21 protein-coding genes are annotated in these 18,685 nt (G+C 58.2%); 13 read left to right on the plus strand and 8 right to left on the minus strand.

All coding sequences use genetic code 11. The features are described from left to right. Nucleotides 1-12: 12 nt before the first annotated feature. From QZ487_RS08315 to QZ487_RS08330, 4 genes are read left to right on the plus strand one after another with little or no spacing between them, the layout of a single operon-like run. The gene (locus QZ487_RS08315; protein ID WP_296024230.1) at nt 13-1,125 is read left to right on the plus strand and encodes an ABC transporter permease; all 1,113 of its coding nucleotides are present in this window, start codon (nt 13-15) and stop codon (nt 1,123-1,125) included. Continuing rightward, nucleotides 1,122-1,988 carry an ABC transporter ATP-binding protein gene (locus tag QZ487_RS08320; protein WP_296024233.1) on the plus strand — a complete coding sequence of 289 codons (867 nt, stop codon included), beginning with the start codon at nt 1,122-1,124 and terminating at the stop codon, nt 1,986-1,988. The genes QZ487_RS08315 and QZ487_RS08320 overlap by 4 nt, the downstream gene beginning before the upstream one ends. A 9-nt stretch (nt 1,989-1,997) precedes the next feature. Then, nucleotides 1,998-2,945 carry an MlaD family protein gene (locus QZ487_RS08325; protein WP_296024235.1) on the plus strand — a complete coding sequence of 316 codons (948 nt, stop codon included), beginning with the start codon at nt 1,998-2,000 and terminating at the stop codon, nt 2,943-2,945. 14 nt (nt 2,946-2,959) lie between these two features. After that, the gene (locus tag QZ487_RS08330) at nt 2,960-3,568 is read left to right on the plus strand and encodes an ABC-type transport auxiliary lipoprotein family protein (protein WP_296024237.1); all 609 of its coding nucleotides are present in this window, start codon (nt 2,960-2,962) and stop codon (nt 3,566-3,568) included. Nucleotides 3,569-3,574: 6 nt separating this feature from the next. Here QZ487_RS08330 and QZ487_RS08335 read toward each other — a convergent pair whose 3' ends face one another. From QZ487_RS08335 to crcB, 6 genes are read right to left on the minus strand one after another with little or no spacing between them, the layout of a single operon-like run. Beyond that, nucleotides 3,575-4,273 carry an ATP12 family chaperone protein gene (locus tag QZ487_RS08335; protein WP_296024238.1) on the minus strand — a complete coding sequence of 233 codons (699 nt, stop codon included), beginning with the start codon at nt 4,271-4,273 and terminating at the stop codon, nt 3,575-3,577. Next, nucleotides 4,270-4,488, minus strand: coding sequence for a hypothetical protein (locus QZ487_RS08340; protein WP_285975662.1), 219 nt, complete (start codon nt 4,486-4,488; stop codon nt 4,270-4,272). Before QZ487_RS08340 ends, QZ487_RS08335 begins: the two co-directional genes overlap by 4 nt. Continuing rightward, nucleotides 4,485-5,132 carry an HAD-IA family hydrolase gene (locus tag QZ487_RS08345; RefSeq protein WP_296024242.1) on the minus strand — a complete coding sequence of 216 codons (648 nt, stop codon included), beginning with the start codon at nt 5,130-5,132 and terminating at the stop codon, nt 4,485-4,487. The genes QZ487_RS08340 and QZ487_RS08345 overlap by 4 nt, the downstream gene beginning before the upstream one ends. Continuing rightward, on the minus strand, nt 5,129-5,740 hold the full coding sequence (locus QZ487_RS08350) for an FMN-binding negative transcriptional regulator (RefSeq protein ID WP_296024245.1): 612 nt from the start codon (nt 5,738-5,740) through the stop codon (nt 5,129-5,131). The genes QZ487_RS08345 and QZ487_RS08350 overlap by 4 nt, the downstream gene beginning before the upstream one ends. After that, the gene (locus QZ487_RS08355; protein WP_296024247.1) at nt 5,740-6,900 is read right to left on the minus strand and encodes an RluA family pseudouridine synthase; all 1,161 of its coding nucleotides are present in this window, start codon (nt 6,898-6,900) and stop codon (nt 5,740-5,742) included. The genes QZ487_RS08350 and QZ487_RS08355 overlap by 1 nt, the downstream gene beginning before the upstream one ends. Then, a complete protein-coding gene (gene crcB, locus QZ487_RS08360; protein WP_285975658.1) occupies nt 6,897-7,319 on the minus strand; it encodes a fluoride efflux transporter CrcB in 423 nt (140 codons plus the stop codon). The genes QZ487_RS08355 and crcB overlap by 4 nt, the downstream gene beginning before the upstream one ends. 240 nt (nt 7,320-7,559) lie before the next feature. Between crcB and rpsU the strand changes: the two genes are divergently transcribed. The 8 genes from rpsU (at nt 7,560) to gatB (ending at nt 12,974) form a co-directional block, all read left to right on the plus strand. After that, nucleotides 7,560-7,760, plus strand: a complete 201-nt coding sequence (gene rpsU / locus QZ487_RS08365) for a 30S ribosomal protein S21 (protein ID WP_296024250.1) — start codon at nt 7,560-7,562, stop codon at nt 7,758-7,760. A gap of 133 nt (nt 7,761-7,893) precedes the next feature. Next, nucleotides 7,894-8,457, plus strand: a complete 564-nt coding sequence (locus QZ487_RS08370) for an FKBP-type peptidyl-prolyl cis-trans isomerase (RefSeq protein WP_296024253.1) — start codon at nt 7,894-7,896, stop codon at nt 8,455-8,457. A 70-nt stretch (nt 8,458-8,527) separates the two neighbouring features. Further along, nucleotides 8,528-8,830 (plus strand): Asp-tRNA(Asn)/Glu-tRNA(Gln) amidotransferase subunit GatC, encoded by a 303-nt coding sequence (gene gatC, locus QZ487_RS08375; protein WP_296024255.1) that lies wholly within the window; start codon nt 8,528-8,530, stop codon nt 8,828-8,830. Then, a complete protein-coding gene (gatA, locus tag QZ487_RS08380; RefSeq protein WP_285975654.1) occupies nt 8,830-10,311 on the plus strand; it encodes an Asp-tRNA(Asn)/Glu-tRNA(Gln) amidotransferase subunit GatA in 1,482 nt (493 codons plus the stop codon). The genes gatC and gatA overlap by 1 nt, the downstream gene beginning before the upstream one ends. 4 nt (nt 10,312-10,315) lie before the next feature. Beyond that, nucleotides 10,316-10,483 carry a hypothetical protein gene (locus QZ487_RS08385; RefSeq protein ID WP_285975653.1) on the plus strand — a complete coding sequence of 56 codons (168 nt, stop codon included), beginning with the start codon at nt 10,316-10,318 and terminating at the stop codon, nt 10,481-10,483. Nucleotides 10,484-10,486: 3 nt separating this feature from the next. After that, nucleotides 10,487-10,642 carry a hypothetical protein gene (locus tag QZ487_RS08390; protein WP_296024258.1) on the plus strand — a complete coding sequence of 52 codons (156 nt, stop codon included), beginning with the start codon at nt 10,487-10,489 and terminating at the stop codon, nt 10,640-10,642. Nucleotides 10,643-10,837: 195 nt separating this feature from the next. Next, the gene (locus tag QZ487_RS08395) at nt 10,838-11,446 is read left to right on the plus strand and encodes a class I SAM-dependent methyltransferase (protein ID WP_367114463.1); all 609 of its coding nucleotides are present in this window, start codon (nt 10,838-10,840) and stop codon (nt 11,444-11,446) included. A 31-nt stretch (nt 11,447-11,477) separates the two neighbouring features. Beyond that, the gene (gatB, locus tag QZ487_RS08400; protein ID WP_285975651.1) at nt 11,478-12,974 is read left to right on the plus strand and encodes an Asp-tRNA(Asn)/Glu-tRNA(Gln) amidotransferase subunit GatB; all 1,497 of its coding nucleotides are present in this window, start codon (nt 11,478-11,480) and stop codon (nt 12,972-12,974) included. 112 nt (nt 12,975-13,086) lie between these two features. On the opposite strand, the gene QZ487_RS08405 is transcribed toward gatB, so the two are convergent. Both QZ487_RS08405 and QZ487_RS08410 read right to left on the minus strand, forming a co-directional pair. Then, complete coding sequence (locus tag QZ487_RS08405; protein WP_285975650.1) at nt 13,087-13,386, minus strand: hypothetical protein; 300 nt, start codon at nt 13,384-13,386, stop codon at nt 13,087-13,089. Nucleotides 13,387-13,459: 73 nt separating this feature from the next. Further along, nucleotides 13,460-15,670: an acylase gene (locus QZ487_RS08410; RefSeq protein ID WP_296024260.1), complete on the minus strand. Its 2,211-nt coding sequence runs from the start codon at nt 15,668-15,670 to the stop codon at nt 13,460-13,462. A 214-nt stretch (nt 15,671-15,884) separates the two neighbouring features. Between QZ487_RS08410 and clpB the strand changes: the two genes are divergently transcribed. Continuing rightward, entirely contained in the window at nt 15,885-18,464 is a 2,580-nt protein-coding gene (clpB, locus tag QZ487_RS08415) for an ATP-dependent chaperone ClpB (RefSeq protein WP_296024262.1), read from the plus strand. The last annotated feature ends 221 nt before the right edge of the window (nt 18,465-18,685 follow it).

Raw genomic sequence — 18,685 nt, forward strand, 5'->3', positions numbered from 1 at the left:
ATAGTTTACCGCATGAGCGGCGGAGCCGAATTTTCCATTGAAGAGCGGGAAGCTGGCGGATGGCGCTTGTTGCTGTCGGGGCCGTATCTGGTGTCTTCGATTGGCGCGATTGATCAGGATTTTGACGCGTTGAGCGGAGAAATTGCCGAGATCGATCTTTCAGGTGTGAGCGAGATAGACACGGTCGGCGCATGGGTTGCTTGCCGGACCGCACGGGCGCATGGGGCCGAAATTGTCGGGGCAAGCGAGCGAGCGCGTCGGCTGCTCAATGCGGTCGAGGCAGCGGGCGGCGGTGAGTATCAGGAACCAGAGGGTTTGGCCTGGTGGCAACCGATCCCCGCAAAGACTGGTGAGTTGGTCGAGAAAGCGCAGGTGGGCACCATAGGCGCGCTCGATTTCCTGGGGCAGATATTGATTGCTGTCTGGAACTTGTTGCGCAAACCGAGCCGGTTCCGGGGGACGGCATTCGTTCGCCAGATCGAATTGGTTGGCGTCAGCGCGTTACCGATCATCGGATTGATGAGCTTCTTGATCGGAATTGTGATTGCCCAGCAAGGCTCGGTGCAACTGGAACAATTTGGCGCTGAATCGCTGACGATCAATCTGGTCGGCCGGATTACCCTGCGCGAGCTTGGCGTGTTGATGACGGCAATCATGGTTGCGGGCCGTTCGGGCTCTGCCTTTGCCGCGCAGATTGGCACGATGAAGCTGACCGAAGAGGTCGACGCGATGCGCACGATCGGAATATCTCCGGTCGAAGCTCTGGTAATTCCGCGCACTTTGGCGGCTGTCATCATGATGCCGTTGCTGGGCTTTTATGCATCAGTCATGGCAATCATCGGCGGCGCTGTAGTGGGTGACCTGTTGCTGGGTATTCCCTTCTGGACATTTCTGACCCGCATCGAAGAAGTCGTGCCGACCCACGATTTGTGGGTTGGGCTTATCAAGGCGCCGGTCTTCGGCCTGATCATTGCGCTGGCGGGCTGTTATCACGGCATGCAAGTGCGCGGGAATTCAGAGGAAGTCGGGCTGCGCACAACCATGGCAGTGGTCAGTGCGATCTTTGCAGTGATCGTGCTTGATGCGTTCTTCGCGGTATTTTTCACAGAGGTTGGTTGGGGATGAGCATTTTCAACCAGCACGAACCTCAACAGCACGAACGTTTTCGCGGCGAGCATCCGATTGTTGTTGAGGGCCTGAAGACCGCTTTCGGCGAACATGTCGTTCACGAAAACCTCTCGCTCAAGGTCAATCGCGGTGAGATTATTGGCGTGGTTGGTGGTTCGGGGACAGGCAAGTCGGTGCTCATGCGCGCGATTATCGGCTTGCAGACACCAGCGGCTGGCGAAATCGAGGTGTTTGGTAATTCGATTACACAAGCGGGTATCGATGAAGACATGGGCGTCCGTTGCCGCTGGGGTGTCTTGTTTCAGGGCGGGGCCCTGTTCTCGACCTTGACCGTGGGCGAGAATGTCGAAGTGCCGATCAAACAGTTCTATCCTGACATAGAGCCTGAATTGCGCCGCGAGATTGCGCGCTACAAGGTCATTCTTTCAGGCCTGCCAGAGAACGCGATCGACAAATTTCCGTCTGAACTTTCCGGCGGTATGAAGAAGCGCGCCGGCCTTGCTCGCGCGCTGGCGCTTGATCCCGAATTGCTGTTCCTGGATGAGCCGACTGCCGGACTTGACCCGATAGGTGCGGCTGCGTTTGACCGGCAGACGCGTGAGCTGAAAGAAACGCTTGGCCTGACTGTGTTCCTGATCACCCACGATCTGGACACGCTTTATGAGATTTGTGACCGTGTGGCGGTGATTGCCGACAAACGAATTATCGCAGTGGGCACTATCCCAGAATTGCTGGAAACAGATCATCCGTGGATCGACGAATACTTCAACGGCCCGCGCGGCAGGGCTGCATCGCATGGCAAGCCGCCGCGGGTAAATTCGCGTGCAAGCGTGGACAATCAACCGGATAGCGAGGCATAAAGGGCAGGCATGGAGACAAAAGCCAACAATATCTGGGTGGGCGTGGTCACGTTGGCGCTGCTTGCGACGCTGGCTGCATTTATCGTCTGGCTTGCGCGAATTGGCGAAGGCGCAAACGATGAGTACGATATTCTCTTTGAACAATCTGTTGCTGGTCTTGCCAAGGGATCCCAGGTTTCGTTCGCGGGCGTGCCGGTTGGACAGGTCAGTGAGATCGAGCTCTGGAAGCAGGATCCCGAGTATGTGAAAGTCACCATCAAGGTGCGCGATGATGTGCCAATGCTTGTCGGGACGACGGCGACCATTCAAGCGAGCTTTACCGGCGTCTCAACAATTTTGCTTGATGGCGCACGTATCGACGCGCCGCCGATCACATGTGAAACGACAGCCTGCCCCGATGGAAACCCGGTCATTCCGCCCGCGCGCGGCGGCTTTGGTGAATTGCTAGCGTCTGCACCACTGCTGCTGGAAAGGCTGGCGACGCTGACCGAGCGCCTCACGCAAGTGTTGGACGATGACAACCAGAACCAGATTGCTGCGATCCTGGAAAATACCAACGCCATGACCGCCAGTTTTGCCGAGACTGCCCCGGCGGTAAATGCCAATCTGGCGCAGCTGGAGATTACCCTTAAGGAAGGTGCCGAAGCGCTCGACAGTTTCGAACGGGTCATGGAATCGACAGACAAAGTCATCAATTCCGAGGGCCGATCCCTGGCTAAGGAACTACGAAACACGTTGGAATCTGTTAATGCTGCATCAGCGTCCTTGGCCGCAACGCTGGACGCGGCGCAGCCTGCAGCTGAACAACTTTCACAAACAACAATCCCGGCCGCCGAAGCCGCAATGCGCGATTTGGAAGCAACGAGCCGCGCATTGCGCAAGGTGACAGAGCGGCTTGAGAGCCAAGGCGCGGCTGCTGTGATAGGCGGGCAAACTTTGCCGGATTACGAGCCATGAGAAAGGGCAAGTCGATGATCACTTCTTCAAGCCGGCCTGTAGCATTCTTGCGGGCTGGTCTCTTGCTCTCATGCCTCGCGCTAGGCGGCTGTGTAAACTTGGGCGGCGCAGAACCGCCGGAAAGCCTGCTGACCTTGACCCCGACCACCTCTGCTCCGGCTGGTGCCGCGATCAGCGCCGCGCGCGGCGAGGCTCTTGCCCTGCACGAGCCGGTCGTTCCGGCAGAGCTGGATGTGCTCCGCGTGCCCGTCCGGATTGACGATGCGTCGCTGGCCTATCTGAAAGATGCAGTGTGGGTCGAGCGTCCTGCACAATTGTTCCGTCGCTTGCTGGCAGAGACCATTCGTACGCAAAGCGAACGTGTGGTTCTGGCGGGCGGCGACCCAGCGGCGCGGGGAAGCTTGCAAATACGCGGCAGTCTGTCGCAGTTTGGCTATAATGCGACCCAGTCAGCGGTCATTGTGCGTTTCGATGCGACCCTGTTGGACAGTGACGGGGTGGTCAGACAACAACGTTTCGAAGCAATTGAAACAGGGGTCTTGGCTGACGCTGCTTCAGTCGGTCCGGCGCTCAATAGTGCGGCCAATGATGTTGCCAGACAAGTTGCTGACTGGCTCGAGTAGCGCGCTTTAGTCGTTCAGCAGACCGATCCAGTCGCAAGCCGCGAGGAACGCCTCTTGCCGCCTTCTCCGGCGCGTTTCGGCTTCCTGATCACGGCCCCACAGATCCGATTGCCATTCTTCTTCAAGGCTTGCCGCGCGCCATAGAGCAATCGGTTCCGCACCATCCTCCAAAGCCAACAATGGAATGCAGAGTGAAGCGGCCAGCGAGGCCATGGTTTGCATGCCGGCCAGGGTAAAGTGATCCCTGCCGCGCAGAAAATCACTCAAAGTCGCAAGCGTTTCCGGTGGTTGCGGGCGGTGCACAATCCCGCTCACCAGCGTGAACTTGATGCTATGGGTTTGTTCCACCCGCTTGATCAGCGGTTCCCAGACGGCCTGTTGACGCTCAAAGAGCGGTTGTTCCGGGTTAGCGCGATAGCAAAGCGTGTCTGTTTCCGCGTACTTCAAGATCTGGTTGATTGCTTCTTCAGGATCGTTGGCAACCATATCGATCGCGAAATCGGTCTGATCGCGATGAACGAAACGCGACGTATCAATGTCTTCCGACTGTTCCGCCCATTCGCGCGCCAAAGCCTCTGCGAGTTTGCGCGTCGGCACGATTTGCGGCGTGCCCTTGACTGTTCGCAGCCCGCGTCCATCGAGCGTCACTTGCCAGCCGGCATCAACGACCTCTGATACATCGACATTCTCGTAAAAACGTTTCATTCGACTTCGGACTTCCATTGGCTTGCGAGCCGGCGCGGCCAGAAGAAGAAGATCCCCATTCCCGTCAAACTGAGAACGATGTTGAGTGCTGCAGGAACATTGGGGTCCATCTGAGAGAAAGCGATTGCGATCAGAACCAGCGAAATTCCCGCCAAACGCACAAGGTTGAGCAGCATGAAGCGCTCTTTGGCTTTGCTCTCGTCAAACCCACTCACACGAGTTCCCCTAAATGCAATGCGTCCCGGGCAACCGCTTCTGCCCCCGCTTCGAGCAGCTCTTCCGGTGCGTGATATCCCCATGCGACACCGATCGAGCGAACGTTGGCATCCTTCGCCATGATGATATCGAAGGTGGTGTCCCCGATCATGACTGCGTCCTGCGGCGCGACCCCCGCTTCGAAGATCGCCGCATCCAACATGTCGGTATGCGGTTTGGAGGGATGGCGGTCAGCGGTTTGCAAGGATACAAACATGTCGGTCAGGCCGTGCTGTTCCAGGCAGGCCTGAAGACCGCGATCGGATTTGCCGGTCGCAACGGCCAGCCGCCAATCCGCCTCCCGAAGCGTGATCAGAAGCTCGCGAATGCCCTCATACAATGGCTCGTGAATGGCGCCGCGCAGACGGCGCTCGAAGAAGGCTTCTTTGTAGGCCGCAACCAGCTGCGCATTAGTGTTCTCGTCAATCTCGGGGGCCAGTCGCCGGACCGCCATGGGAAGGCTCAAGCCCATAGAACGGCGTACCTCGTTGCGATCAGGCAAGGAAAGCCCGGCTTCGGCAAAAGCTTGCTCCATAGTATCGCAAACATGGGCTTGCCCATCGACCAGCGTACCATCGCAATCAAAGACAGCGAGCCGCGTCATTTGTTAATCCTACGCATCGCTTGCGCGATGCCGGCCGCATTTTGTTGTTCCAGGCCAGCGATAACACGCTCGCGCTCTTCAACCGATTTGTTCTGCGAAAGCTTTACCGTTTCTCGGCGCGTTTCAATTTCCAATTCGAAGCCCACAATGCTCCGCACCAATCCGTCCAGGTGGCGCGTTGACATCTTGTCCATGGTCCAGGGTATTCCGCCTTTGACCTTGGCCTCGTGGTGATCGTTCAACATTTCAAGCTGCTGCAACAGTTCGGCGTCATCAAGCTTGCGAACGCTGCCTTCCAGCTCGACCGCAATGTAGTTCCACGTCGGCACTTGATCGGGGCCGGCGTACCAGCGGGCGAATATAGCGGATATATAGGCATCAGGTCCATTGACCACGGCCAGCGCGGTGCTGCCTTCCAAATGCCGCGTGAGCGCATTGCCGCGTGCGAGATGGAATTGCAGTTTGCTCGAATCCATCGCTAGCAGGGCAGAGTGGGCTACCCTTGGCCCGGCCGGTGTCTGAAGGAAGATTGTGCCAAAACCGACCGCGTCGACCAGCGATCGATGCAGATCGGGGCTGTCGTCGCGAAAACTGGGATTCGGGTGCATCAGCGTTTGCGCCCCTTGTTGCCGAGCTTGCGCGGCTTACCAGACTTGCCAGCGTCTCCGCGCGCGCGGCGCGGTCCGCGCTGGCTGCGGCGATATTGCTTGGCATGGGCGCGGGCGGCCTGTTTCTTCTCGGCCTTGGTGCGCTCGGTCGTATCTTCGCGCAGGGGCTCGGCATCGCTTAGCGAGAGATCGAAACCCAGTTGCTGCATACTTGCTGAAAAATGGTCGGGCAGATCGGCTGTAACATCCATCTTTCCGCCGCCGGGTTCGGAAATGACCAGGCGGCGGGCGTGCAGATGCATCTTGCGGCTGATGCTGCCGGTCAGAAACGCGTCTTGCCCGCCATATTTGCCGTCGCCCACGATGGGGTGGCCAATCGCCTCCAGATGTACGCGCAGCTGGTGGGTGCGCCCGGTAAGCGGCTCCAGCTCGACCCAGGCCGCTTTCTTGCCCGCGGTTTCAACCACGCGATAGCGCGTTTTTGCAGGCTGACCGTTCTCCAGATCGACATGCATTTTTTCGCCGCCGCTCCCCGGCTGCTTGGCGAGCGGGGCATCGATTGTGCCTTCTTTCACATCGGGAACCCCGACGATCAGGGCCCAATAGACTTTGCGCGCGCTGCGGCCGGAGAATCGCTTGGAGTAGCTTGCTGCGCTGCCTGGAGTGCGCGCGATCAGGATCACACCGGAAGTGTCCTTGTCCAACCGGTGAACCAGGCGCGGGCGAGGGGTGTCATCGTCTTCGACAAAGGCATCAAGCAGGCCATCGACATGCTTGTTGGTCTTGCTGCCGCCTTGCGTCGCAAGGCCGGGAGGTTTGTTGAGCACAATTGCGGACTTGGTCTCGCGAATCACCATGGCATGGGCCTCGGCGATTTCCTCAGGCTTCAGCTCGCGGCGCTGCTTCGGCTTTCGTCCACCGGGGGCTTGCTCGCCGCCTGGCGGCACACGCAGCACTTGCCCCTCGCTCAAACGATCATCGGGTTTGGCGCGCTTGCCATCGACGCGGATCTGGCCGGTACGTGCCCAGCGGCTGACCGTGGCAAAGCCGATCTGCGGCAGATTGCGTTTGAACCAGCGATCCAGCCGTATGCCACTATCGTCTTCGCCTATGGTGAACTGGCGCACCGTCTGGTCTGCGTTGGTGGTCTGCTCGCTCATGAGAAGAGCCTCGTCAGGTTAAGCCCCACGAGCAAGCCGCTGATGCCCAATGCAACAGACAGGATCACATAGAGCGACGCGAACAGATATTGTCCGCGTTCGATCAGCAGCACCATCTCGAGGCTGAAGGCAGAAAATGTAGTAAAGCCGCCAAGCAGGCCGACTCCCAGGAGCAGGCGCAGCTGGTCAGGAGCCACGCTACCTTCGCCGCCATGGCGCGCTAGCCAACCCGCGAGCACGCCCATCAGCAGGCTCCCGATTGCATTGGCAGCCAGCGTAGCAAACGGAAACGCGCCAACAACTGGCGCACCCAGCCATCCGGTCATGCCGCGGCCAAGCTGATAACGCAGCACGGCGCCGATTGCGCCGCCGATGGCAACGTTGATGCTGGCCATAATGGGAGAGAGTGAAGCGCTCATTGCGGCTCCCTTTAACGAGGCTTGGCGCACCTGCATAGCGCCGACTACGGATCATCGCACGCAGGCCACATGTTGTATTCCCGCAACCCTTCAGGCACTTGCCATTCGTATCCGATTTGGCTAGAGCGCGCTCAGAGATTGCTGACCGTTTGCGGATTCGGCCCAATTTTCGTTTATTTTCAAGTGGGGTATCTCGCGCGCATGCGGGCTCTGGCTCATTTTTGTGAGGTGTTTGAATTTATGCAAATCATGGTTCGCGATAACAATGTCGACCAGGCTCTCCGTGCGCTTAAGAAAAAGCTTCAGCGTGAAGGCGTGTATCGCGAAATGAAGTTGCGTCGCCATTATGAAAAGCCAAGCGAGAAGCGCGCCCGTGAAAAGGCTGCTGCTGTTCGCCGCGCTCGCAAGCTTGAGCGCAAGCGTATGGAACGCGACGGCTAAAGTAATGCCGTCCTATTCAAGCTTTCCGGCTTGAATAGGTTTCAGCGATAAGCCATCAGGGCGCGGATTGATTCCGCGCCCTTTTGCTTGTGCGTAAGCGGCGAAGACACAGACTATATCAGGATTATCTTGCATGACCGAAGTCACCCGCGTTCCGATTTTGCCCATTGCCAAAGGCTCGCTGACCAAACTGTGGCTTGGTGTGGTTGCTGCCGTGCTGCTGGGCGCGGGCATTGCCTGGGCCGCACTGCCCAAGACTTTTTCCGTGACTGAGATTACCGCTGGTACAGGCGCTGCGCCTACCGACGGCGACGTGGCCTTCATCAAATACAAAGGCACGTTGGATGACGGGACGATTTTCGACGAAGCTTCTTCGTCGCCGTTCCCGCCGGGAATATTCCCTGATGGCGTGCCGATGCTGGTTGAAAAGGGTGCAGTGGTCGATGGCTTTTACGAAGGCCTGAAGCAGATGAAGAAGGGCGGCACTTACGAGCTCTATATTCCTGCGGACCTGGCATATGGTGATGCGCCGCCACCGGGCTCTGACATTCCACCTGGAGCCAGTCTCAATTTCGAAGTCGAACTGGTCGACTTTATGAGCCGGCAAGATGCGGAACGCCGTATCCAGATGCTGCAACAAATGATGCCGCCGCAAGGGCCGAGCGGGCCGGGCGCGCCACCACCGCCGCAGCCATAAGTTTCGATTCCATCCTAAACCGCGCAATGGGCGCTTGAAGGCGGTCCAGCGCACCGCTAACGGAAACGCTATGTCCGTAGATAAAGCAACAGTGGCCAAGATCGCTTCCTTGGCGCGCATCAAAATGGGTGATGAAGAGTTCGAGCGCATGGTGCCCGAGCTCAATGGCATCCTCGATTGGGTCGAGCAGCTGGGCGAGGTCGATGTGACCGGGATCGAGCCGATGACCGCAGTGATCCCGAAAAAGCTGCGCTTGCGCGATGACGTGGTTGACGCTGACCCGCTGACGGGCGGCGGCAAGCGTGAAGATGTGCTCGCCAATGCGCCCGCCGCAGAGCATGGCTTCTTTGGCGTCCCGAAGGTGATCGAGTGATGGCTGACTTTACTGATCTTGGCGTCAAGGACATCCGCGACGGTGTTGCGAGCGGCGAATTCACCGCGCGCGAAGTGGCGGAAAGCTTCAATGCAGCTGTTGCGGATGCGGCGGCGCTCAATGCTTTCATCGTGACCACGCCTGAGCATGCTCTGGCTGCGGCTGACAAAGTCGATGCAGACCGCGCGGCTGGCAAAGACCTGGGCAAGATGGCCGGCGTGCCTATCGGCATGAAAGATCTGTTCGCCACGCACGGCGTACAGACCACCGCGGCCTCGCATATTCTGGAAGGCTTCAAGCCCGATTATGAAAGCACTGTTTCGTCCAACCTTTGGGCGGCCGGTGCAGGCATGCTGGGCAAGCTCAATCTTGACCAGTTCGCGATGGGTTCATCCAACGAGACAAGCTATTTCGGCAACGTCAATTCGCCATGGCGCAAAGAAGGCAGCAATGCCGCGATGTCGCCGGGTGGCTCGTCAGGCGGTTCTTCCAGCGCGGTTGCCTCACGCATAGCGCCAGCGGCAACCGGCACTGACACCGGCGGTTCGATCCGCCAGCCTGCCGCCTTCACCGGCATTTGCGGGATCAAGCCGACCTACGGGCGTTGCAGCCGTTGGGGCGTAGTCGCCTTTGCCAGCTCGCTTGATCAGGCTGGGCCGATGGCGCGCAGCGTAGAAGACTGCGCGATCATGCTGGAAGCCATGGCCGGGTTTGACCCGAAGGATTCCACGTCGCTGCAGATGGATGTGCCCGCATGGGAAGCGGGGCTTTCAGCCGATCTCAAGGGCAAGAAAGTCGGCATTCCCAGGGAATACCGCATGGATGGCACCTATGAGGCGATCCTGAAAAGCTGGGAGCAGGGCAAGGAATGGCTGCGCGATGCGGGCGCGGAGATCGTCGATATCTCGCTGCCGCACACGAAATACGCGCTGCCAGCCTATTACATCATCGCGCCTGCAGAGGCTTCGTCCAACCTCGCGCGCTACGATGGCGTGCGTTACGGGTTGCGCGAATTGCCCGAAGGTGCGGGCCTTCAGGATATGTATGCCGCTACGCGTGCTGCGGGCTTCGGTGACGAGGTGAAGCGTCGCATCCTGATCGGCACTTATGTGCTGAGTGCAGGCTTCTACGATGCCTATTACAATCAGGCGCAAAAGGTGCGAGCACTGGTCGCGCGTGATTTCGAAGAGGCTTGGGCGACATGCGATGTGATCCTGGCGCCGACGACACCAACGCCGAGTTTCCCGCTAGGTTCGCTCAATGAAGACCCGCTGACAATGTATCTGAACGATGTGTTTGCAGTACCGGCTTCGCTCGCTGGCCTGCCTGCGATGAGCGTACCTGCGACACTGACCGATGATGGTCTGCCGCTGGGGCTTCAATTGGTGGGCAAGCCGTTTGACGAGCAGGGAGTGCTCAACGCTGGCCTCGCGATTCAGCAGCGTGCGAACTTCGCGGCTAAGCCGGAGAAGTGGTGGTAAGACGATGCTCTTCGCCATCATCTTCCTGATCGCTTTCGTGCTGCTAGGCCTATTCGCGCTATGGCTCAGCAGGAATGTCGAGCATGGCGAAGCGCGGTTCGACACCACTGGCAAGGCCAAGAAGCCTGACGCAAAGGATGCGACGCCCGCGCGGCGTATCGACGATAGCTAAGCGATGGCGTGCCGGATTTGCGGCGCTGACGAAGTCTCGGAACGGATCACAGCGCGCGAGATGATGTTCGGGACCCGCGAGGCGTTTAAGTACTTCCGTTGCGGTTCTTGCGGGACATTGCAGATCGCGGACATCCCCGAAGACCTTGGGCGCTTCTAAGCCAGCGAGACCTACTACTCGTTCAATAATCGCCGCGAAGATCCGCTCTGGAAGAACCTGCTCAAGCGATGGGCGGCGGTTGGACTGGTTGGCAACCCGCAAGCCTTTCCACGCGGATAAGGGATAACCGATCGTATCCGCCGCGGAGCCGAGCCATGGATTGCGACGATACCGAGGCTGACATTCGATTCGGCGATCCTTGATGTGGGATGCGGGGAGGGCGCACGGCTCGAGAAACTGGCCAAGCTCGGTTTTGCGAACCTGACCGGGATCGACGCCTTTCTGCCGCAGGCACGCGAAGGCAGGCGGCCGTCGGGCGTCACGCTCATTCGCGGCGAATTGAACAGCCATGATCGCAAGTACGATTGCATCACCATGCACCATTCGCTGGAGCATGCGCCCGATCTCAAGGCTCTACTTGAGACGGCGCGCGCGCGTCTGAATCCCGGCGGCAAGATATTCGTTCGGTTGCCACTGTTGCAGGACGAGATCTGGGCGAAATACGGGGCGGACTGGGTGCAGGTTGATGCACCAAGGCATTTGTACCTCTTCACACCAGAAGCCTTTGTCAGTCTCGCAGGCCGCGCTGCCCTCAAATGCATCGCGCACGGAACCGACACGCTCGGCTGGTCACTCGCGTGGAGTGAGACCTGCGCGCGCGATATCCCGTCCAACAACCTTGATGGCACAGCGAACGCGCTCCCCCTCACAAAACAGGAAATCTCCGCTTTCGAAGAACAAGCCAAAGCGCTAAATGCCCGCGACAAGGGCGATCAGGGCTATTTTGTTCTAGAGCCCGCTTGACTGGCAGCACACCCGATCTAGAGCAAAACCTATGAGCACATATCGTATCCAGGGCGCCACCGACGAATGGGAGGTCGTGATCGGCCTTGAAGTCCACGCGCAGGTCACCAGCAATGCCAAGCTGTTCAGCGGAGCTTCGACTGAATTCGGCGCAGAGCCCAACGCGCAAGTTTCGCTGATCGATGCGGCGATGCCCGGCATGCTGCCCGTGCCGAATGCGGAATGTATCCGTCAGGCAGTGCGCACCGGCATGGCGATCGAGGCGCAGATCAACAAATACAGCCGCTTCGACCGCAAGAACTACTTCTACGCCGATTTGCCGCAGGGCTATCAGATCAGCCAGCTCTACCACCCGATTGTGGGCGAAGGGCAGCTGGTTCTCGACGCGGACGAGAAGGCCGGTATTCCGGAAGAGAAAATCATCGGTATCGAGCGCATTCATGTCGAGCAGGATGCGGGAAAGCTGATGCATGACCAGCACCCGACTATGTCTTACGTTGATCTCAACCGCTGCGGCGTGGCGTTGATGGAGATTGTCTCCAAACCCGATATGCGTTCGCCAGCTGAGGCCGGAGCCTATGTGCGCAAATTGCGTTCAATCCTGCGCTATGTCGGCAGCTGTGACGGCAACATGGAAGAGGGCAGCATGCGTGCCGACGTGAACGTCTCTGTGCGCAAACCCGGCGAGGAATTCGGCACGCGTACCGAGACAAAGAACGTCAACTCGGTGCGTTTCGTGATGCAGGTTATCGAGCATGAGGCGAATCGCCAGGTCGATCTGATCGAAGGCGGTGGCTCGGTGGTGCAGGAAACGCGCCTGTTCGATGTCGCTAGCGGTACGACACGCAGCATGCGTTCCAAGGAAGATGCGCATGATTATCGCTACTTCCCCGATCCTGATCTGCTGCCGCTTGAGCTGGAAGATGACTTCCTTGAGGAATGCCGCGCATCGTTGCCAGAACTGCCTGATGCCAAGCGTGCACGTTATGAGAACGAGCTGGGTCTCACGCCTTACAACGCGCGCGAACTGACCGCAGAGGTTGAGACATTCGCGCGGTTTGAAACGCTGCTGACAGAAACGGCGAAGGCAATCGGCAAGGACGAGAAGGCTGTTGCGACTCCTGTCGCGAACTGGGCGCTTTCGGTTGCTCCCGGTGTTATTAAGTCACTGGGTGGCGAAGCCAATGTCGAGTATGCCACCGCCGCGCGTCAGGCTGCGATCCTGAAGATGCAGGACGCGGGCGAGATTAGCGGCGGTCAGGCGAAAGAGATCTTCGAGATCGTCTTGAAGACCGGGCGCGAGCCTGACGAGATCGCTGATAGCGAGGGCTTGAAGCAGGTTTCGGACACCGGTGCGATTGAATCTGCGATTGACGATATTCTCGCCAACAATGCCGACAAGGTTGCAGAATATCGCGGCGGGAAAGACAAGCTGTTCGGTTTCTTCGTGGGGCAAACCATGAAGGCCATGCAGGGCAAGGCCAATCCCGCGGTCGTGAACCAGATCCTGAAAGACAAGCTTGGGTAGAAGCAGCTTTGGCAATGTCCACTTCCCACCCCAAGTTGCGACATTATCATCGGCCATAGAAAAGGCCGCCGGATCGCTCCGACGGCCCTTCACTGTTTCTACAATTGATCGCTTAAGCGCGTGTGCCTGAAACTGGCATTGCACCGAAAGCACCTGCGTTGACATTGCCGGTCAGAGTGTCGCCGTCGATTGTCGCTTCGCAATCGAGCGTCATCGGCATCGGGACCGTCATCTGCATCTTCCAGGTGATGGTGTTGCCGTCGATCTTGCCATCTTCAACATCCATTGCGCCCATGGCGCCAGCCATGTTGCCGCTGAAAGTGCCGTCGCCATTGTCGGTTACGGTAAGAGTGCCGCTCTGATCGCCCATCGGGCTTTTGACGGTTGTGTTATAGGTACCTGCTACGGACATCGGATTCTCCTAAATTGAACTGTATGCCCGGCCATTGCCGCCGGGCGGGGCATTGCGCCTGTTTACATGGCTGTCAGTTGGACTCAACCACATATCGCCGCCTAGCATTGGCAATCGCATCTTCGCGCCAAAAATGGACCGGTTTCAGTTGATGATTCACGAACAGTTCCATCTGGTCGGTGTGATGCGGGCTTTCTGGGCGGCTGATCGCTGCGCCGAAAGGCTGGATCGACTGTGAATGGACGCGTTCACCCTCTCGCCATTCGACCCATTGAATGAAGCTGTCGCCATGGACCAGGCTCAACCGGCCATCGTCATCGACGCGCCAGGTGGTTGAGGCGCGCAATGTGTCCGAGCCGCCATCAAGCGGCAGATCTACATCGCCTTGGCGCAAGCGCAACAAATCGCTCATCGGCGGATCGATCCGGCCAAAGTGGGTGTTGAGATGATCCACTGCATTCTCAAGGCTCTCACCTACATCGGGATAGTCTTTGTTCTGATACTCGGCTGACATGAAGTCTCGGATCATCAGCAGCGCGATCGCATCTGCACCTCCGATATTGTCCGCCTTGAAATCCCAGCTCAGCATCAGTTCGCGCGCTTGGGCGACATCTTTGTCCTCGCCGGGATCGAGCGCTTGCACGGCGTCCCACAGCTCCGCAACATAACCTTCGCGTTCGTAAGCGGTGTCATATTTGATCCGCTCCAGATTGGCGCGATCGAGCACTTCGGTCTCGCTAAGCAGCTTGTATGCACGGCGTGAGCGGTTGGTCTGCTTGAGCTCCACACCCAGTATCGGCGAGACGCTGTCGCGGTCGATATCGTCCGATGCGCCCGCGGCAGTGAAAGGCTCGTTGTTCGAGTTATAGAGCCAGCCCGAGGATGGATTGATCAGTTTGGGGATCTCTTCATATTCGACTGCGCCTTGCCAGATCAGGTTGGACCGCGTTCCATCAACCAAGCCGCGCCAATTCGCCTCCGCATCTTCGGGGCGGTCCGGAATTGCAGCGTTGTAGACATAGGCGATATTGCCCGCTTCATCGGCGTAGATGAAGTTGGTGCTGGGGATCGCCATACGTGAAAGCTGTGTCTGCCATTCTTCAAGGCTGGTTGCCTTGTTTAGGCGGTAATAAGCGTCCAGCTGATCGATCCTGTCAATTCCGCCATAGCGGATCGCGAATGCGCCATTGTCATTGATGATGACTGGACCGTGCACACTGCGATGCACTTCGCGGCGAATCGGCAAGACCACAGGGCCAATTTTGACAGGCAAAGTAACGGTCTTGCTTTCCAGCTCGCGCCATTCACCATCGAGCATGTAGCGCGTACCGCTGTCGTCCATTTCCAGGGCATAGACGTCGACCATGTCCGGGCGGTTGACGGTATTGGTCCAGCCCAAGTGGCGATTGTGCCCCAGGAATGGAAAGGGTGAGCCGGGGAAGTTCGCACCGGTGAAGTGCCAGCCTTCCTCGCTCTCAACGGTCAACTCGTACCACGCAACGCCGCCACGCAGCGGCTGATGCGAGTTGGAGATGAGCACTGTTGGCCCGCCGGATTTATCCGGGCTGACGGCCCAAGCGTTGGAGCCATTCAATGCACCATCATTGCCGAATGGCGTGAAGACCGCAGCGTCAGCAGGTTCTCCATCGAAGTCAGGCCCGATGACATCTCCATTCTTGTCACGCGGGAAACCGGGAATGTCGGGGCCAAATTCGCGGCGAAGCGGATCGCCGCTTACCAAAGGCTGGATGACATTATTGAGCCCGAAAAAGAACGGCTGGCGCAGCGCAAAGCCGGCTGCCACGTCCTCTCCATTCATGGGAAAGAGATTCGCGAGCTTTACTTCGCCCGGGTTGTCTCGCGCATATTGGTTGAGGCCGGTGGCATAGGCTTCGAACAGCGCGCGTGTATCCTCGGGCAAGCTGCCGTAATGCCGCTGAGCTGTGCCGCGCGCATCAAGTAGGTGATAGACGTAGTCGACTGCTGCGCCATCTTCGCCAGCGATTGCGCCGTAGCGCCCACGCGCCATGGCGATCACATCCTGAAGTGTGAAGAAATCATCTTCCGATTGCGCAATCGCAACACCGAATGCCACGTCCGCGTCGGTCTTTCCGTAGATATGCGGCACGCCGTATTCGCTGCGGATGATTTCGGCGCTGTATTCACGATCGCCATCAGGCGCTTTACCTTGGTGGGCGAAAAACGGCTCCCAAGTCGCGAGTCCGATAAAAGCAACAAGCACCAATGCGAGCAGCGCAAAGCCACCGCGTAACAGCCATTTCATGTTCAAATCTCTCTCCAGCTCTTGGCGTGACACTCGCTGTCAGTCGCGCGCAGGTCAAGCCATCAAGTTTGATGGTAGCGATCAGGGGCTTGCAATGCGGATTGCCAAACCCACCTAGTCAGGTAACACACCGACCTACGGAAAAATGGCCAAGAGCCTTGTGTTGCAAAATAGCAACACTACATGAAAGCGGTAATTCACTGAGGGATCACCAATGAACCTGGAGAAATTCACTGACCGCGCCAAGGGCTTTCTGCAAAGCGCGCAGACCGTCGCCATCCGCATGAACCATCAGCGGATCACGCCGACACATTTGCTCAAGGCTCTGCTCGAAGATGAAGAGGGCATGGCCGCAGGCCTGATCCAGCGTGCGGGCGGCAACCCGGGCGTGGCGATCACAGAGGTCGATACCGAGCTAGGCAAGATTCCTGCGGTGTCCGGCGGCGGCGCACAATCAACGCCAGGCTTGGACAATGATGCGGTGCGGGTGCTCGATCAGGCAGAGCAGATCGCGGAGCAGTCCGGCGATTCCTATGTCACGGTTGAGCGCCTTCTTTCCGCGCTGACGTTGGCGACAACAACAAAAGCCGGGCAGGCGCTCAAGCAAGCAGGGCTTGATCCCAAGGCACTGGAAAACTCGATCAATGAATTGCGCAAAGGCAAGACGGCCGACAGCGCGAATGCTGAAAGCGCGTACGATGCGATGAAGAAATACGCGCGCGACCTCACGCAGGCTGCGCGCGACGGCAAGCTTGATCCGGTGATTGGTCGTGACGAAGAGATTCGCCGCACGATCCAGATCTTGGCTCGTCGTACCAAGAACAACCCCGCGCTGATCGGTGAGCCGGGCACGGGCAAGACCGCAATTGCCGAAGGGCTCGCGCTGCGCATCGCCAACGGTGATGTTCCCGATAGCTTGAAGGGGCGCACATTGATGAGCCTCGACCTGGGTTCGCTGATTGCGGGCGCGAAATATCGCGGCGAGTTTGAAGAGCGGCTGAAGACGGTGCTTGATGAAGTGAAGGGCTCTGACGGTCAGATCATCTTGTTCATTGACGAGATGCACACGTTGATCGGGGCTGGGGCCTCTGAAGGTTCGATGGATGCATCCAACCTGCTCAAGCCCGCACTGTCCCGCGGCGAACTGCACTGCATCGGCGCGACCACGCTCGATGAATATCAGAAGTATGTCGAGAAGGACCCCGCGCTGCAGCGGCGTTTCCAATCGGTCTATATTGATGAGCCGAGCGTTGAAGACACAATCTCTATCCTGCGCGGACTTAAAGAGAAGTACGAGCTGCATCACGGTGTGAACATTACCGACAGCGCATTGGTCGCGGCTGCGCAGCTTTCGAACCGCTATATTCAGAACCGCTTCCTGCCCGACAAGGCGATCGACCTGATGGACGAGGCCGCGTCGCGCATCCGCATGGAAGTGGAATCAAAGCCGGAAGAGATCGAGAATCTCGACCGCCGCATTATCCAGCTGAAAATCGAAGAATCGGCGCTGGCCAAGGAAAGCGACGATGCATCGAAGGATCGTCTTGTCACTCTTCGCGAAGAGCTGGCGAACCTTGAGCAGGAATCGTCGGAGCTCACCACCCGCTGGCAGAACGAGCGTGACAAGATCCATGCGGAAAGCCGGATCAAGGAAAAGCTCGATGCGGCGCGCCTTGAACTGGAGCAAGCCCAGCGCGAAGGCGATTTGGCCAAGGCTGGCGAGCTTTCCTACGGGCGGATCCCCGAACTGGAAAAAGAGTTGGAAGGTGCACGCGCGCAATCAGAGAATGCTCTGCTGCGCGAAGAGGTGACCGAAGAAGATATCGCAAGCGTTGTGGCGCGCTGGACCGGCATCCCGATGGAACGGATGATGGAGGGTGAGCGCGAGAAGCTGCTGCAAATGGAAGAGCTGCTCGGCAAGCGCGTGATCGGGCAAGAACAGCCCATCGAGGCTGTGTCCAAAGCTGTGCGACGTGCGCGTGCCGGCTTGCAGGATCCGAACCGCCCGCTTGGCAGCTTCCTGTTCCTGGGCCCAACGGGCGTGGGCAAGACCGAGCTGACCAAGGCTCTGGCGGAATTCCTGTTCGACGATGATCAGGCGATGGTCCGCATCGACATGAGTGAATTCATGGAGAAGCACTCGGTCGCGCGACTTATTGGCGCACCTCCGGGGTATGTCGGTTATGATGAAGGTGGTGTGCTCACTGAAGCGGTCCGTCGCCGCCCATATCAGGTTGTGCTGTTCGACGAAGTCGAGAAAGCGCACGGCGATGTCTTCAACGTGCTGTTGCAGGTTCTCGATGATGGCCGGCTTACCGATGGGCAGGGCCGTGTGGTCGATTTCTCAAACACGTTGATCATCCTGACCTCGAACCTCGGTAGTCAGTATCTCAGTCAAATGACCGATGACCAGACGGTCAAGGATTTCGAACCTCAGGTCATGGACGTTGTGCGCGGACATTTCCGCCCAGAGTTCCTGAACCGGCTGGACGAAATCATACTGTTCCACCGCTTGGCGGCTGAACATATGGCGCCGATTGTTGAGATTCAGGTCAAGCGCGTGGGTAAACTGCTCGAGGATCGCAAGATCGAGCTCGAATTGACTGACGCTGCTCTGCGTTGGCTCGGCAGAGTCGGCTATGACCCGGTTTATGGCGCGAGACCGCTTAAACGCGCGGTTCAGCGCTATTTGCAGGACCCGTTGGCGGAAATGATTCTGGAAGGGAAAGTGCCAGATGGAAGCGTCATCAAGGTTGACGAAGGCGATGGCGAATTAAAGATCTGGGTTGGATGATTGATATCCGAACTAAAGTTGAATCGTCATGCGCGTTGTGAGGACTTAAAATCACACAAAAGCGGTCATGTGTGATTCGCGCAACAATTCTGCAAAATTTGATCTTACGCTTTGACATCGCGCGAGCGCTAACGCATTAGTTCCGCATTCTAAGGGGCCGTGCCTGTGGGATTATAGGGGGCTAAGCGAAGAGAAATCGTGAGAGCGATTTGTTTAGCCCC

Origin of the sequence: uncultured Altererythrobacter sp., from assembly GCF_913057185.1 — a bacterium.
GTDB classification, from domain to species: domain Bacteria; phylum Pseudomonadota; class Alphaproteobacteria; order Sphingomonadales; family Sphingomonadaceae; genus Erythrobacter; species Erythrobacter rubellus.